Source organism: Thiocystis violacea (assembly GCF_016583575.1).
GTDB lineage: Bacteria > Pseudomonadota > Gammaproteobacteria > Chromatiales > Chromatiaceae > Thiocystis > Thiocystis violacea.
In genome coordinates, this window is record NZ_NRRG01000027.1 from 19,280 (window position 1) to 35,346 (window position 16,067).

General features: G+C 65.1%; 10 protein-coding genes and 1 pseudogene. 5 read left to right on the forward strand and 6 right to left on the reverse strand.

The genetic code is table 11. From position 1 onward, the window contains the following. Window positions 1–149: 149 nt before the first annotated feature. Window positions 150–719 carry a tetratricopeptide repeat protein gene (locus CKO27_RS13590; protein ID WP_200375445.1) on the forward strand — a complete coding sequence of 190 codons (570 nt, stop codon included), beginning with the start codon at window positions 150–152 and terminating at the stop codon, window positions 717–719. A 543-nt stretch (window positions 720–1,262) separates the two neighbouring features. Here the strand turns inward: CKO27_RS13590 and CKO27_RS13595 are convergent. From CKO27_RS13595 to CKO27_RS13615, 5 genes are all read right to left on the reverse strand, one after another. After that, a complete protein-coding gene (locus CKO27_RS13595; RefSeq protein ID WP_200375446.1) occupies window positions 1,263–2,210 on the reverse strand; it encodes an Rpn family recombination-promoting nuclease/putative transposase in 948 nt (315 codons plus the stop codon). Between the two features lie 194 nt (window positions 2,211–2,404). After that, window positions 2,405–3,340 carry an Rpn family recombination-promoting nuclease/putative transposase gene (locus CKO27_RS13600; RefSeq protein WP_200375447.1) on the reverse strand — a complete coding sequence of 312 codons (936 nt, stop codon included), beginning with the start codon at window positions 3,338–3,340 and terminating at the stop codon, window positions 2,405–2,407. Between the two features lie 388 nt (window positions 3,341–3,728). Further along, on the reverse strand, window positions 3,729–5,774 hold the full coding sequence (mdoH, locus tag CKO27_RS13605) for a glucans biosynthesis glucosyltransferase MdoH (protein ID WP_200375481.1): 2,046 nt from the start codon (window positions 5,772–5,774) through the stop codon (window positions 3,729–3,731). Window positions 5,775–5,797: 23 nt separating this feature from the next. Beyond that, window positions 5,798–6,370, reverse strand: coding sequence for a hypothetical protein (locus tag CKO27_RS13610; protein WP_200375448.1), 573 nt, complete (start codon window positions 6,368–6,370; stop codon window positions 5,798–5,800). Next, on the reverse strand, window positions 6,355–7,920 hold the full coding sequence (locus CKO27_RS13615; RefSeq protein ID WP_200375449.1) for an OpgD/OpgG family glucan biosynthesis protein: 1,566 nt from the start codon (window positions 7,918–7,920) through the stop codon (window positions 6,355–6,357). Before CKO27_RS13615 ends, CKO27_RS13610 begins: the two co-directional genes overlap by 16 nt. Before the next feature lie 260 nt (window positions 7,921–8,180). On the opposite strand from CKO27_RS13615, the pseudogene CKO27_RS24560 reads away from it, so the two are divergent. From CKO27_RS24560 to CKO27_RS13625, 3 genes and pseudogenes are all read left to right on the forward strand, one after another. Next, window positions 8,181–8,708, forward strand: a pseudogene (locus CKO27_RS24560) (cytochrome-c peroxidase); the annotation flags it as partial. 583 nt (window positions 8,709–9,291) lie between these two features. Continuing rightward, window positions 9,292–10,362, forward strand: a complete 1,071-nt coding sequence (locus CKO27_RS13620) for a metallophosphoesterase (RefSeq protein ID WP_200375450.1) — start codon at window positions 9,292–9,294, stop codon at window positions 10,360–10,362. A gap of 23 nt (window positions 10,363–10,385) precedes the next feature. Continuing rightward, the gene (locus tag CKO27_RS13625) at window positions 10,386–10,793 is read left to right on the forward strand and encodes a c-type cytochrome (RefSeq protein WP_200375451.1); all 408 of its coding nucleotides are present in this window, start codon (window positions 10,386–10,388) and stop codon (window positions 10,791–10,793) included. A 56-nt stretch (window positions 10,794–10,849) separates the two neighbouring features. Here the strand turns inward: CKO27_RS13625 and CKO27_RS13630 are convergent, their stop codons facing one another. Beyond that, window positions 10,850–12,553, reverse strand: coding sequence for an FAD-dependent oxidoreductase (locus tag CKO27_RS13630; protein ID WP_200375452.1), 1,704 nt, complete (start codon window positions 12,551–12,553; stop codon window positions 10,850–10,852). A 381-nt stretch (window positions 12,554–12,934) separates the two neighbouring features. On the opposite strand from CKO27_RS13630, the gene CKO27_RS13635 reads away from it, so the two are divergent. Beyond that, the gene (locus CKO27_RS13635; protein WP_200375453.1) at window positions 12,935–16,051 is read left to right on the forward strand and encodes a response regulator; all 3,117 of its coding nucleotides are present in this window, start codon (window positions 12,935–12,937) and stop codon (window positions 16,049–16,051) included. Window positions 16,052–16,067 lie beyond the last annotated feature (16 nt).

A 16,067-nucleotide genomic window follows, 5' to 3' on the forward strand; every position in this document is an offset into this window, starting at 1 on the left:
ACCCAGGTTTTAAGGTGATTTCCGGAAAAGGAAGTACCCGTTATAGGGGCGGTTTAAATCGCCCCTACATGAGAGGTCGGGATACTGATTCTCGGAAATCACCTAAACTGAATGCCTCGCTCGTGCCCACCCGTCCTTGAGAGAAGCCCATGCCTTCGATCAGTTTGAGTACCGCCTCATCCATCACCGGTCTGACCAAGCGCACGCTCTGGCGCCACATTGAACACGGCAGTCTGTCATCCATCAGCGCCCGTGAGCCGGGCGAGAAGACGCGGGTGCGGCTGGAGGATGTGTTGCCCCTGGCCTGCCTGCCACTGGAGCCGGAGGATCACGCGGTCATCCTCGAGGCCGATGGTGGCGACGCCGTGGCGCAGTGCGACCTGGCGCTGATGTTTCTCGCCGCCGACCGACCGGCGGATGCCGTACCCTGGCTCACGCTGGCCGCGAAGCCGTTCTATCCCGACGCCATGTGCTACCTGGGACGCGGCTATCTGTCGGGCGCGGGCGTGGCCCGTGACGAAGAGGCCGGGTTGATGTGGCTGAGTCATGCCGCGACCAAGGGGCATCCCCTCGCGCAGGCACTGACGCGGTTTTTGCAGAGCCCGGCGGGGCAGCAGCGACTGGCGGCGCAGGACCAGGCCGCCCTCGACGCGGCGCTGGATGCGGTTGAGCGGCAGGTTCTTTTGAAGGTCATGCGAGAGACCGCCGACCCGGCCTGAGCCCTGGATGGCCGCGGCGAGCGGCGTTGCGAACGACTGGCGTGAGTCTCGGTGCTGGGCGGCCGCACGCAGGGCCTCGACCTGCTCGACGGTCAGCCCGGTGGCCTGGGCCATACAAAGCCAGAAAGGGCAGACGCTGCGGGGGGCCGGAGATCAAACCGCGCTGGATGCGGCGCTGGATCAGGTGGAAAGGGATGTGTTGTTGAAGGCGCTGAGAGAGACAGCCGATCCGACGTGGGGCGGTGCGGATCCTACTACCTGGCTGTTGGTTCGATCCTCAGTGCCGGTCCGCCTCGCGCAGGGCTTGGATCTGATCGAGCGTCAAGCCCCGTGACCTGGGCGATCTGTGTGTCGCTGAGTACACCTAGCTTGAGGAGGTTGCGGGCGGTCTCCTGGCGGCCTTTCCGTACCCCGATTTGCTCGCCTTTCCGCACCCCAATCCGCTCGCCTTCCTGCCGCCCTTCCTGCCGCTCGCGCTTGGCCCAATTCTCCAGGTTCTCCGCCAGCATCGCTGTGTCCTCGATGAAGCTGTTGATTCGATCCTTAGTGCCGATCCGCCTCGCGCAGGGCTTGGATCTGATCGAGCGTCAAGCCCGTGGCCTGGGCGACCTGCCTGTCGCTGAGCAGGCCCAACTTGAGGAGGTTGCGGGCGGTCTCCTGGCGCCCTTCCTGGCGCCCTTCCTGCCGCCCTTCCTGGCGCCCTTCCTGCCGCTCGCGCTTGGCCCAATTCTCCAGGTTCTCCGCCAGCATCGCTTTATCCTCGATTAAGCTGTTGATTCGCTCCAGATCGATCCCGGCGCCCAGGCGCTGCAAGTGGCGCTTGAGCCAGCGGGTGATCAGCCGGTCGAGCCGCTCCTTGTTGGGGTCGGCCCGGAGGAGGCGCACCAGCCGCTCGACCGCCGCCTGCAACGCGAGCCGGTCCGCGGACGCCTGTTCGACCGCGAACACACCGCTCAGGGGGCTGTCGATCGCCGCCAGTTCTTCCGACGAGTAACGGCCCTCGTCGATCAGGTAGTAGCGCAGATGCGGCTGGTAGGCACGCAGGAACGCCGGCGGCTCCGGGCGCACCTGCTCATAGATATCCTCGGCCGCCGTCCAGCGCTTCGAGCCATTGTAGAGCACGATCGGCAGCAGCGGCGGCAGGCCCCGACTCGGAGTGGTCACCTTGGTCTTGAGCAGGTGGTCGTAGAAGCAGGCCACGTAATGCAGCAGCCGGATGGGCATCCGATGATCCACCCTGGACTGAAACTCCAGCAGCAGATAGACGAACACCCGCTGGGTGATGCCCTGCCAGCGCGCCTCGACCGACCAGACCACGTCCTCGAACTTTTCCTCGAACAGCGGGGTGATGTAGTTGCCGCTGTGATTCCGGAGCGTGGAGAAGTCCATCAGCGCCGCCACCTCGGGCGGGGCGAAGCCTTCGATCAGTTGTTGGACGAACTCCGGGTGGCTGAACAGCTCCTTGTAACCCGTGTCGTGAGGCTTGGCCATGCGCCGCTCCGCCTTAAGGTGATGACCACGACAAGTGCGTCGTCCTGGCCGGGGCGCACGATCCTATCGTGGACACGCCCCGGCCGGACGGGGGCCTTCGCCCTGCCTGGAACCTGTTGCGCCTCGGGTTGAGTCCTGGAACCTGTCGGACGGGATGTATACCCCGTCCCGCTGGAAAGCCGCTGATCCGATTCTCAGGGGCGATCCGCCTCGCGTAGGGCTTGGATCTGATCGAGCGTCAGCCCCGTGGCCTGGGCGATCTGTGCATCGCTGAGCAGGCCCAACTTGAGGAGGTTGCGGGCGGTCTCCTGTCGCCCTTCCCGCCGCCCTTCCTGGCGCCCTTCCTGCCGCTCGCGCTTGGCCCAATTCTCCAGGTTCTCCGCCAGCATCGCTTTATCCTCGATTAAGCTGTTGATTCGCTCCAGATCGATCCCGGCGCCCAGGCGCTGCAAGTGGCGCTTGAGCCAGCGGGTGATCAGCCGGTCGAGCCGCTCCTTGTTGGGGTCGGCCCGGAGGAGGCGCACCAGCCGCTCGACCGCCGCCTGCAACGCGAGCCGGTCCGCGGACGCCTGTTCGACCGCGAACACACCGCTCAGGGGGCTGTCGATCGCCGCCAGTTCTTCCGACGAGTAACGGCCCTCGTCGATCAGGTAGTAGCGCAGATGCGGCTGGTAGGCACGCAGGAACGCCGGCGGCTCCGGGCGCACCTGCTCATAGATATCCTCGGCCGCCGTCCAGCGCTTCGAGCCATTGTAGAGCACGATCGGCAGCAGCGGCGGCAGGCCCCGACTCGGAGTGGTCACCTTGGTCTTGAGCAGGTGGTCGTAGAAGCAGGCCACGTAATGCAGCAGCCGGATGGGCATCCGATGATCCACCCTGGACTGAAACTCCAGCAGCAGATAGACGAACACCCGCTGGGTGATCCCCTGCCAGCGCGCCTCGACCGACCAGACCACGTCCTCGAACTTTTCCTCGAACAGCGGGGTGATGTAGTTGCCGCTGTGATTCCGGAGCGTGGAGAAGTCCATCAGCGCCGCCACCTCGGGCGGGGCGAAGCCTTCGATCAGTTGTTGGACGAACTCCGGGTGGCTGAACAGCTCCTTGTAACCCGTGTCGTGAGGCTTGGCCATGCGCCGCTCCGCCTTAAGGTGATGACCACGACAAGTGCGTCGTCCTGGCCGGGGCGCACGATCCTATCGTGGACACGCCCCGGCCGGACGGGGGCCTTCGCCCTGCCTGGAACCTGTTGCGCCTCGGGTTGAGTCCTGGAACCTGTCGGACGGGATGTATACCCCGTCCCGCTGGCAACCGCTTCCCCGGCCAGACGGAGCCTTCGCCCCATCCGGAATATTTTACTCCGCTGGCTCCTTGAACGTGCGGGACCGGTTGAATACCTCGTCCCGCTGGAAAGCCGCTGATCCGATCTCGCGGCTCGTCCGGGTGGCGCGGTCTGTCTCTTGAGCCTCGGAGCGTACAGGATGGGTTTCGCTTCGCTCTGCCCATCCTACAGGGGATCGATCAGGAATCCGGACGGCTCGCCCCGTCCGCCCACAAGAGCGTATGCAACTCCTGGAGTCCGTCGCGGTGGGAGAGCAGCGCGCGTTTTTCGTTTGGGTTCAGGCTGTTCGGTCCCTCGTCCTGGAGCTGGAAGATGAGTCCCTCCAGATAGTGGCGCCGACGCCGGCTCGGGCGCTCGTCGGGGAGCAGCGAGGCGTGCAGGGCGTGAACGCAGGGATCCAGCACGGCCCTGGACCAGAGATCGAGATCCTTGGGTCCGGCGCAGGAACAGGGTCGCGGATTGGCCAGGTTTTCGTCCAATGCGCGGAGCACGCGGGGTTCGTCGGTTTCCTCAGGAGTCATGAAAAGCCCGGCGCGACGCGCCAGGAGACCGAGCGAGGTGCGGCTGGTGATCATGGAGACCGGAATGGAGAGCGCGAGCCCGGCCAGCACCGGGGTGAACCACCAGAAGAAGGCCGGGACATAGGTATAGGTGACCAGCCCGGCGATCAGGGCGATCAGGGTGTGGAGACCATGGGCGCCGAGGGCCTGGCCGAACCCCGTCTGATGGTCGCCGCGCTGCTGGGTCGGCCAACCCACGGAGGTACGTAGCAGGATGGCCGCCACGAATTTGCTCTGAAACAGCATCAGGACCGGGGCGAGCAGCACCGACAGAAGACTCTCGATTAGCACGCTGAGACTGGCCCGCGCCAGTCCGCCGAAACGCCGCGCCTGTTCCGGATGGACGGCGAGCAACACCAGGGCGAGCAGCTTGGGCAGGAAGAGCATGATGAGCGTGAACCAGAGCACGGTCGCCATCTCGACGGTGTAGGACGCCGGCCAGACCGGCAGCACGCTCTCGCCGAGGAAATAGACCGGCGCGGTCCGGCTCTGGAGATAGGCCTCGATACCGGTCGCGACGAGAAAGATGAGCCAGAGCGGTGAAGCCAGATAGGACATGACGCCCATTGCGAAATGGATGCGACTGAGCGACTTGAAGCCCGCCGCCAGAACCAGGCGCGCGTGCTGGAGATTGCCCTGGCACCAGCGCCGGTCGCGCTTGGCGTAGTCGATCAGGGTCGGTGGGATCTCCTCGTAACTGCCGCCGAGGTCGTCGGCCAGACGCACCTTCCAGCCCGCGCGCGCCAGCAGCGCCGCTTCCACGAAGTCGTGGCTCAGGATGTCGCCGCCGAAGGGCTCGCGTCCCGGCAGCTTGGGCAGACCGCAATGCGCGGCGAAGGGCTCGACCCGGAGGATGGCGTTGTGCCCCCAGAAATTGGCCGTGCCTCCCTGCCAGTAGGACAGTCCGGCGGCGAACATGCGTCCATAAAGACTGCCGGCGAATTGCAGCATGCGCGCGAATAGCGACGAGCGGTTGACCGGAACCGGTGGAACCTGGAGCAGGGCTAGGCTGGGGTCGGCCTCCATGCGGCGCACCATCTCCACCAGGGTCTCGCCGGTCATGATGCTGTCGGCGTCGAGCACGATCATGTAGCGGTAGCGAGCGCCCCAGTCGCGGCAGAAATCCGCCAGATTGCCGCTCTTGCGCGCGGTGTTCTCCACCCGGTTGCGGTAGAAGAGCCGCGTCGAGTCTCCCAGCTCGCGCGCCCAGCGGCGCCATTGGAGTTCCTCTTGGATCCAGGTATCCGGATCGCGGGTGTCGCTCAGGATGAAGATCTCGAATCCCTGGTGCCGTCCGGTCTCCAGCAGCGACTGGTGCATGGCGCGCAGACCGGCGAAGACCCGCTCGGGATCCTCGTTGTAGACCGGCATCACCAGCGCGGTGCGAAAGGGTTCGCCGGAGGCTTCCCGTCCCGCTGGCGGGATGGCGGCGTCCAGGTCGGCCGCGAGGGTCTCCGGGCGCCTCAGAAGACGCGCGAAGCCGATGGCCGCGGTCCAGAAGGAGGCGCTGATCCAGAGGATCAGGATCGCGTAGAGGATCAGCAGCAGCAGTTCGAGCGGGGTGGTTCCGCGGTCCTGGATCGCCGCCGAGAGCAGGGACATGGCGGCCAGCGTGGTTAGGATGACCAGGGAGAAAAAGATCGGCCGGTGGAGATGTCTCCCCATTCCGACGAGATGACCGATGAGGCTCAAGAATGTTCTCCAGCCGGGTGGGTTCGTCCGCCCGAACGGCCAAGCAGCCAGTCGAGGACGGCGGCGAACCGGCGCCGTAAGCGATAACAGCAGAGGTCGATCCGGTTCGGCTCCATGACGAGTGGCGCGCGCTCCGGCACCGGGACCAGACGCGCGGCGCGGATCGCCGCGCCCGGTGAGTCCTCCGTGAATCCGGCCCAGCGGGCGCTCCAGCCGGGCACGGATCCGCCGAGCACCGAGGCACGCGCCGCGCAGAGGGTGTCGGCGTCGATGTCACCGCCCAGCTCCTGGGTCAGCCAGCGATCGAGCAGGGCGCCGATCTCCTCGATCGCCGCCTCCACCGGATCCTCCAGCGGCATGGCACAGGCCCGTGCCTCGGCGGTCAGGCGTACCTGCTCGCACAGCGACGCGATCTCGGCTGGATCCTTGACCCCCATGGCCTGGAGATAGTCATCCAGGCGCGCGGCGGCCCGTTGCCAATCGGTCTGGTCCAATCCCAGGACGGCCGGCTGCGTGGATAGGCCATCGCCGCCGTTCGATGTCGTGATGGGTGTTATTCCCGAACCCATCGGAAGCTCCAGGTCTCGCTCATGACATCCTCGCCGTGACGCAGAAAGGCGCGCAGGTCGGCCGGCCGGTTGCCATCGGGTTTCAGCTCGAAGAAGAGCCGCCAGCCCTGGTTCTCGGGATTGGCCTGGACCACGGGTTTCGACAACTCGCCCGAGGTGGTGTGAACGACCGCTTCCATCGGGCTCTCGGGGTCCAGCGCGGCGAGCGTCGGACCCGCGAAGTCGACCACGAACTTGCGTACATTCGGATCCAGGATGTCGGTTCCACCCGCGCCTATCCGGGTCGCGATGGCGCGACCACCGAGCATGCCGGCCTCCGGATCCTTGGCGAAGCGCAGTCGATAGGAGAACTCAAGCTCCTGGCCGGGTTCGGTCGGACGTTCCGGGATCCAGTAGGCACCGATGTTGTCGTAGCGCTCCGCCGTGCTGGGGATCTCGATCAGCTCGACCACGCCCTTGCCCCAATCGCCGATCGGCTCGACCAGCGCGCTCGGGCGATTCTGATAGTGGGCCTCCAGATCCTCGTAGGCGCGGAAGTCGCGGTCGCGCTGGAAAAGTCCGAAGGCGCGTGGATTCTCGACCTCGAAGCCGCTCACCCGTAGCCCGACCGGATTGACCAAGGGACGCCAGATGCGTTCGCCGAAGCCCGTCTCGACCAGCAGGCCATCCGAGTCATGGACCTCTGGACGGAAATCGTCGATGAAACGATCGGTGTTCTCGCCGTGGAAGAACATGCTGGTCAAGGGCGCCACGCCGAGCTTCTCGACCGACTTGCGGAAGAAGAGCTGCGACTTGACGTCAATGACGGTTTCGGCGCCGGGGTGGATCAGGAAGCGGTAGGCCCCCGCCACGCTGTCGCTGTCGAGCAGGGCGTAGACGGTGATCTCCGTGGTGTCGGGGTCGGGTTTGCGGATCCAGAACTCACGGAACACCGGAAACTCCTCCTGACTCGGCAGTCCGGTGTCGATGGCGAGCCCTCGGGCGGACAATCCGTAATTGAGGCCCTGCGCGACGGCGCGAAAGTAACTGGCCCCCTGGAATACGGCGACCTCGTCGAACAGCTCGTCCCGGTTGATGGGATAGATGAGCCGCAGGCCCGCGTAGCCAAGATCGGCGGGCATCTCCTGGGGCACCTGATTCTTGCCGTAGTTGAAGAGGTCGTGCCGAAAGTCCACGGGCGCGGCGCGTCCATTCTCGATCACACTGACCGAGACGCGATCCTTGTAAAGGAAGCCGCGCGGGAAGAGCTGCATCTGAAACGGCAGACCATCCTTGCGCCAGAGGCTCTCCTCGGGCTCGAAACGGATGTCCCGGTATTTGTCATAGTCCAGATCGGCCAGATAGTCGGGTAGCTCCGGACGGTCGGGCGCGTAGGGATTGGCCGCCAGCTCGGCCGCGCGCCGCACGACCGCGGCGAAGGTGAAATCACCCGGCGCGCTTTCGACGGGGGCGGGTTCCACGACGCCGGTCTCGTCCGCGGCCAGGACGCCCGCGCCGAGCGCGAGCGCCAGACCGAGCGGCAACAATCGAAGAGCACGGGGGATGGTCATTGAAGGCTCGATGTTCATAGTGTCTCAAGGGTGTTCGAGGATTTTATCCTGGAATCGGGTTCCATCGTTCGTCCGGGCCGAGGCGTCGAATGGTCGGCGGTGATTCCGCGCTCGTTCCAGGCCAATAGAAATAATCAATCGTTACGTTTTGGATTTTCAATTTCCACGAATCTGCTCCGGGTTGTATCACGTCCGAGCACCCCCGCGACGCGGGAACGGAGGAGGACAACAATATGAAATTCCGATTGAGCATTGGCGCCATGGCGCTTCTGGTCGCTGGCGTGCCGCTGGCCAATCCACCGCTCGGGCTGCCCCCGGTGCCGGTCCCCGCGGACAACCCTCAAACACCGGAAAAGATCGCGTTGGGCGAAAGGATCTTTCACGACAAGCGGTTGAGCGCGACTGGCGAGGTGGGTTGCGTCAGTTGCCACGACCCAGCCATGGCCTTCACGGACAGCCCCAAGCGGGTCTCGGTTGGCGTCAATGGACTGACCGGCACCCGCAATGCGCCGACCGTCGTCAACGCGGCCTACATGAAGAGCCAATTCTGGGACGGACGCGAGCCCTCGCTGGAAACCCAGTCGCATCAACCCTTCGTCAATCCGGTCGAGGGTGGACTGGAGAACCACGCTCCGCTGCTGGCCGTCGTCCGCTCGGATCCCGACTACGCCGCAGCCTTCCAGCGCGTCTACGGGAAAGCCGGCGAGCAAATTACCATGACCGAGATCGGGCAGGCGATAGCCAGTTTCGAACGGACCCTGATCGCGGGCAACTCGCCCTTCGATCGCTACCATTACGGCGGCGACCCGAGAGCTCTGAACGACCAGGAGCGGCGCGGTTTCGACCTCTACCTCAACAAGGCCCGCTGCGTCTCCTGTCACGTCATCGAGCAGGATCAGGCACTGTTCACCGACAACGCCTTCCACAACGTCGGCGTCGGCATCAACCAGATCCAGGACGAGATTCCGCCGCTGGCCAGTGCCTTCCTGGAGGCCAAGCGACGGGGCGCGGACGTCGACAAGACGGTCCTCACCGATCCCAAGGCGTCCGAGTTGGGTCGGTTCGCCGTGACCGACGACATCTCCACCGTGGGCGCTTTCAAGACTCCGACGCTGCGCAATGTCGCCCGCACCGCGCCCTACATGCACGACGGGAGTCTGGATACGCTGCGCGAGGTGGTCATTCATTACAACCTGGGAGGGAAGAGCCAGGAGTCCGACCGCGTCAATCCCTATCTCAGCGGCGGCATCCGCCCGCTGGATCTCAGCGAGCCGGAGATCGATGACCTGGTGGCCTTCCTGGAAGCCCTGACCAGCCCGGAATTCGCCGCCACGACCGCAACGACAACAAGCCCCACGGGAGACGAGGACCATGAGCCATCCACTGTCACGGCGCAACTTCCTGAAGCAGGCGAGCGCGATCGGTCTGACCGGCCTGCTGCCGCTGAGCCTGGTGCGGTTGAGCTTCGCCAACCCGAGTCAGGACTTCACTTTCGCCTACCTCTCGGATTCCCACATCCAACACATCAAGGGGACTAAGTTCGTCCGCAATTGGGATCAGGGCCTCAAGCGCGCGGTGGCCGAGACCAATCTGCTCAGCCCCAAGCCGGATTTCGTGCTCTATGGCGGCGACATCGCCCAACTCGGCCTCAAGGAAGAGATCGACCACGGACTGGAACTGCTCTCACCCCTGCGTTACAAGACCTATCACGCGCTCGGCGAGCACGACTATTACCTTGATCTCGGCGAATACTGGGAGCGCCGGATTGGCCCTCAGTACTACAGCTTCGACCACAAGGGCGTTCACTTCGTCGTGCTCAACAGCATCCTGACCCATGACGACTGGATCAATAAGTGGCCGACGCCGATGGATCGGATGATGACCATGGCCGGGCTGGACAACCCCGAAGGCTCGCCCTTCATGGTCGGCGACAAGCAACGGGAATGGCTGCGCCGGGATCTGGCGAAGGTCGCCAAGACGACCCCACTGGTCGTGCTTTCGCACTCCCCACTGCAAAAGATCTTCAGGAACTGGAACTTCTGGACCGAGGACGCCGAGCAGGTCCAGGCCCTGCTCGCGCCCTTCGAGCGGGTCTCGGTGCTCTACGGGCATGTGCATCAGATCCAGTACAACCAGATCGGCAACATCAGCTTCAACTCGGCGATGGCGACCGCCTGGCCCTGGCCTTATCCGGAGACCTACGCCCAGGCCCCGAGCCATCTGCCCGTGCTCACCGTGCCCATGAACCGCGCCGATCCCTTCCAGGAGCGCGACGCCACGGGCTGGCAGTTCGTCGACATCCACAGCGGCCGGGTCGCCCTGAACTACAGCCTCAATGACAACGGCAACCGTGTCGTGGCCTACAACGCGGCGACCGGACAGCCGGAGGACCAGGGTTTCCAGCCGGCGGACGCCCGCATCCCACCCCAGACGCACTACTGAGCCGAGGCGGCGAGGAGAGAGACATGCGAACGAAGAACATGATCGTGGCGGTGCTGTGCGCGACGCTCGTCCCGGTGGTCGGCCAGACCCTCGCGGATGAGTTCAGCCAGGCGGACCTGGAGCGCTGGAGCCAGCAATACATGGAGGTCGCCAACCAGGGTCGCCAGCTCTGGGTGAGCGCGGATCTGGGGACCAATGGGGTGGCATGCGCCCAGTGCCATCCCAACGCGGCCAACACCCACCCGGAGACCTATCCCAAATTCCAGAAGCAGCTCGGCAAGGTCGCCAATCTCTGGGAGATGGTCAACTGGTGCATCCGCAATCCGCTGGAGGGCCAGCCGCTGGCGGCGGACGATCCGAGGATGACCGCCATTCTGTCCTACGTGACCTACGAACGGCGCGGCGTGGCGCTCGACCCTGGCAAGCACTGAGACGCAAGCGGGATCAGCCCAGGATGGGCTGATCGCGCCCCGGCACGCGGCCCGGATCATTTCTCCCGTGGATAAGGCCAGGCCATGATGCCGCCTTCCATCACCTTGACGTTCCGCCAGCCATGTCCTTGCAGGATGGCGGCGGCCTCGTATCCGCGCAGCGAGATTTTGCAGTAGAGGATGATCTCCTTGTCCTTATCTTGCGGCAACTCGTCCAGCCGACCGCGCAGGGCGCCGAGCGGGATCAGGGTTTCGCCGATCCCGAGCCGTATCTCTTCGAATTCCAGTGGATTGCGCGTGTCCAGGATGAAGCAGTCCGCGCCTGAGTCCACCCGCTGCTTGACCTCGACGACCGAGATCCCGCGCATGTGTCCGAGCAGTTTGTTCTGGAGCACATGCGCCGAGACGATGACGTGATCCAGCGCCAGTGAGTAGGGCGGGGCGTAGGGCAGGTCGGCGTTGGTCAGATCCTCGATCGTGAGCTGGCCGCGGATCGCCATGGCGACCGTCGCGATCCGTTTGCTGACATCGCCGGGGCCGACGCACTGGAAGCCGAGGATGCGGCCGGTCGAGCGCTCCGCGACCATCTTGCTGATCATCGGCTTGCCTTGCATGTAGCCGGGGATGTCCAGTCCCGCGATGGTGACCGTCTCGATGTCGGTCAGGCCCAACTCGCGCGCGCGCCCGGCGCTCAGTCCGGTGATGCCGACCGTGTAGTCGAAGATCTTGCAGATGCCGGTATGGGTGACGCCGGGGAAGCGCGCGCTCCCTTCCTGGATCAGGTTCTGCCCGACGACCCGACCTTGCAGGTTGGCGATGTCGCCATAGGGCGCGCGCACCTTGTGGCCGGTGATGAGCGAGGTGCATTCCACGCAGTCGCCCGCGGCATAGATGTCGGGATCCGAGGTCTGCATGAAGGTGTTGACCTCGATGCCGCCCTGTCCGCCGATCCGCAGCCCCGCCGATTCGGCGAGCTTGACGTTCGGGCGGACGCCGACCGCGACCACCGCCAGTTGGCAGGGCAGCTCGGTGCCGTTGTCGAGCTTCACGCCCGTCAGTCGTCCCTGCTCGCCGAGGAAGGCCGCGACCCCATTGCCGGTGATGATGTCGGCCCCGTTCGCGCGCGCCTGGTTGTCCACCAGCTTGGCGATCTCGGGATCGAGGAAGGGGAGGATGGCGTCCGTTTTCTCGATGACGGTGGTATGGATGTCGGCCAGATGCAGCGCCTCGCAGACCTCGAAGCCGATCAGTCCACCGCCGACCACGACCGCCTTGCGGACCTGTTTCTGGTCGCGGACCGCCCGCAGCGCATCGGCGTCGCCGAGCGTGTGCAGGGTGGTGATGCCATCGAGTTCGATGCCCGGAACCGGCGGCAGGAGCGGCGTGGCGCCGGTCGCGATCACCAGTTTGTCATAGGGGAGAACGCGGATCTCGCCGCTCGGCAGGTGCTTGCAGGTGACCGTCTTGGCGTCGCGGTCGATGGACAGCGCCTCGGTCAGCACATGGGCCTCGATCCGCTTGGCCTTGTCGAAGAATCCAGGGTCGCGCACGATCCCGGCCGGAGTGCAGATGAGCAGATTGCGATCGTCGAAGACGCCGCCGATGTAATAGGGATAGCCGCAGGAGGCCATGGACAGATCAGGTGCTTTCTGTACCAGCGTGATGGAGGCGTGCTCGTCCATGCGGCGCGCCTTGGCGGCGGCCTTGGGGCCGGCGGCCGAGCCGCCGATCACGACGATCCTGAGGGGTTGCGAGACCATGGAAAATCCTTGTTTGCTTGGTAAAAAAGTGTCGGCCATTGGTGAATACAGCGGTCGATCGCCCGGCCGGATACGCTTGTTCAGTATGCCGCAAGCCCGCTCATTTCGATTCGAGGATTCGCAACCCAGGGCTCGGGCGGCTGGCTTTTTCATCCCGCGCGCGACGAGCAGGCTTGCCCGCCGCCCTTGCTGACTCTCCGCGTCGGTCGCGCAAAAACGCGACGCCATCCTCATGATTGGGCATCGGCGCGCCGTGTGGCGAAATCCTGGGATACTATCGCGTCAGAATCAGGGAAAAACGGGCGATTGGGCCCGGCGGGCGGTTGGTCGTTGCCTGGTTCGAGGCCGATTCCAACATCATAGCGAGCCAAGGAGCATCCAATGCGCCGTTTCCCGCCTCAGCCGGGCCTGGATACCGCTCCCGATATTCGCCATGACGGCGCGAGCGGGATCCATGCTGTTCCGGGTGCGCGCGCGGCGGTCGAGGCTTCCAGCGCTTACCGTCGGCATGAAAGAGGCTCGCTGCAAGCCTATCTCGGCTACTTTCTCGTTCTGACCGTCCTGGCCGGGGGCCTGCTGGGCTATTTCCTGATTTACACGCGCCAGCAAACCGAGCAGTCCGTCAACGCGGCCTGCGCGAACGAGGCCGTCATCATCGCCACCCGCTTCGATGCCACCCTGCGGCGGATCGACGCCACGACCAAGCGGATCGCCGAGGATCTCTCAAGCGCCGGGCCATCCATCGAATATCGGGAGCATATCAACGGCGATCTGCGCGCCTTGGAGCGGAATTTCCCCGAGTTGTCGGGCTACTACGTTTACGATGCCCAAGGCGCCCTGGTGTTCGCCAGCGACCACATCCGCGAGGCCGGCAACATCGCCGATCGGGCCTATTTCATCGCTACTCGGGAGGCTCCCAGGCCGGATCTGCTATTTTCCGAGACCCTGATCGGCAAGCACAATGGCCTGCCGGTCGTGGTGGCGCATCGCGCCATTCTGGGCGAGGCCGGCGAATTTCGCGGTCTGATCGTCGCCCCCATCAATCTGCCGTATTTTTCCCGGCTCTTCTCGGAAATTCAGGTCGGCGCGCACGGCATGGTGAGCATTCGCCGCAGCGATGACAGCCGGCTGGTCGTGCGCTGGCCGATCGTCGAATCCGAGATCAACCAGGCGGCCCGCCAAACGCCGCCCTATCAGCGCATCCAGGCCGGCGAGCCGCAAGGCGTGATCCGCTATATCGGCAAGACCGATGGCGTCGACCGAATCTTCGCGTTCCACAAGGTCAAGGATTATCCCTTCTACGTGCTGGTGGGCCGCGCCACCGAGGAACAATTCCTCGCGTGGTGGAGTTCCGCGATCATTTCGACCGTGCTGACCCTCTCCGGCCTGCTGCTGATGGCCGTCCTTCTCGCTCGGATCAGGCAAAGCGAGACGATCCTGCGCAAGAGCGAACAGCGCTTCCGTGACCTGGCCCTCACCCTTGGCGACTGGATCTGGGAGGTCGACCGCGAGGGGCGCTATACCTATGTCTCGGAACAGGTCGAGGGGATTCTGGGCTATCCGCCGCACGCCTTGCTTGGTCGCACGCCCTTCGACTTCATGTCGGCCGACGAGGCCGCGCGCATCGGTGACTGGTTTCAGGAGCGGGCCGCCCGTCGCGAGCCCTTTCGCGATCTGGAAAACCGATGCCTGCACCAGGATGGGAGCGAGCGCGTCCTGCTGACCAGCGCCGTGCCGATACTGTCCGAAAGTGGGGATCCGCTGGGTTACCGAGGCTCGGACAAGGACGTGACCGAGCAGAAACGCCTGACCGAGGAGCTGGCGCGCTACCAGCACCAACTCGAGGACATGGTGACTCATCGCACGGCCGAACTGGAGGCCGCCAACCTTGAGCTGGCCGAGGCCAAGCGGATCGCCGAGAGCGCCAACCAGGCCAAGAGCCTGTTCCTGGCCAATATGAGCCACGAGATCCGCACGCCCTTGAACGGCGTGCTCGGGCTCGCCCAGATCGGCCATCGCCAGTGCGCCGGACAGGGCCAATCCCGGGACTACTTCGCCCGCATCCTCGACTCGGGCCAGTTGCTGCTCGGCATCGTCAACGACGTCCTCGATTTCTCCAAGATCGAGGCCGGCAAGCTGGTGGTCGAGTCGGTGCCATTCGCCCCCCGACCGCTGGTCGAGGAGGCTCTCGCCGTGATCGCCGAACGCGCCGCCGCCAAGGGCTTGACTGTCAGCTCCCGTATCGACGCCAATCTCCCCGACGCCTGCCTGGGCGACCCGACCCGGTTGACCCAGATCCTGCTCAACTTTCTCTCGAACGCCGTCAAATTCACCGACACCGGTGGCATTACCCTGGACGCCGGCCGGCGGGGCGACAGCCTGGTGTTCGCCGTCATCGATACGGGTATCGGTCTGACCCCGGAGCAGATCGGCCGCCTCTTCACCCCCTTCGAGCAGGCGGATTCCAGCACTACCCGCAAGTACGGAGGCACCGGCCTCGGTCTGTCGATCAGTGGTGGGCTGGCTTCCCTGATGGGCGGCGAGATTCGTGTCGAGAGCACGCCGGGACGCGGTGCCCGCTTCGAAATCGAGTGGCCCTGCGTGGTGGCGGCGGTTCCCGTGGAAGCGGTTCGGGCCAGCGGTCAGGCCGGCTCGGAAAGGTCGCGGCGACTGGCCGGCGTCAGCATCCTCGCCGCCGAGGACAACGCGGTGAACCAACTGGTGCTGCGGGACATGTTGACGGGCGAGGGGGCGGTGCTCACCCTGGTCGAGGACGGTCGACGGGCGGTCGAGGCGGTCAGGCGTCAGCCCGACGCCTTCGACCTGGTTCTGATGGACGTGCAGATGCCCGAAATGGACGGATTGGAGGCGACGCGACGCATCCTGGCCCTGGTACCGGATTTGCGGATCATCGGCCAGACCGCGCACGCACTCGTCGAGGAGCGCGAGAAATGCCGGCGCGCCGGCATGATCGATACCCTCACCAAACCGCTCGACCACGAGCGGCTTCTGTCCATGGTCCTTCGCCATCACGCGCCCTTGGGCGGAAGCGCCTCCGACACACCCGAGTCCTCCGCGGCCGCCGCCGAGCTGGCCCTGCGCCAGGCGCACCGAGGCCGCCGTCTCCTGCTCGTCGAGGATGACGAGATCAACCAGGAAATCGCGCTCGATCTGCTGACCGAGGGTCCGGAACTCCTGGTCGACGTGGCCGGGAATGGACAACTGGCGGTCGAGATGGCGGGCGTTGGATCCTACGACCTGATTTTGATGGACATGCGGATGCCGGTGCTGGACGGGCCGGCCGCCGCGGCGGCGATTCGCCAGTTAGCCGGCTGCCGGCTCACCCCGATCCTGGCCATGACCGCCAGCGACCTCGTCGAGGACATCCAGTGCTGTCTCGACGCCGGCATGAACGACCATGTCGCCAAGCCGATCGAACCGGAGGTGCTCTATCGGACCTTGTTGCGATGGCTGCCGAGCCAGGATCAGGCTAACTGACGGGATCCGCTCGTCG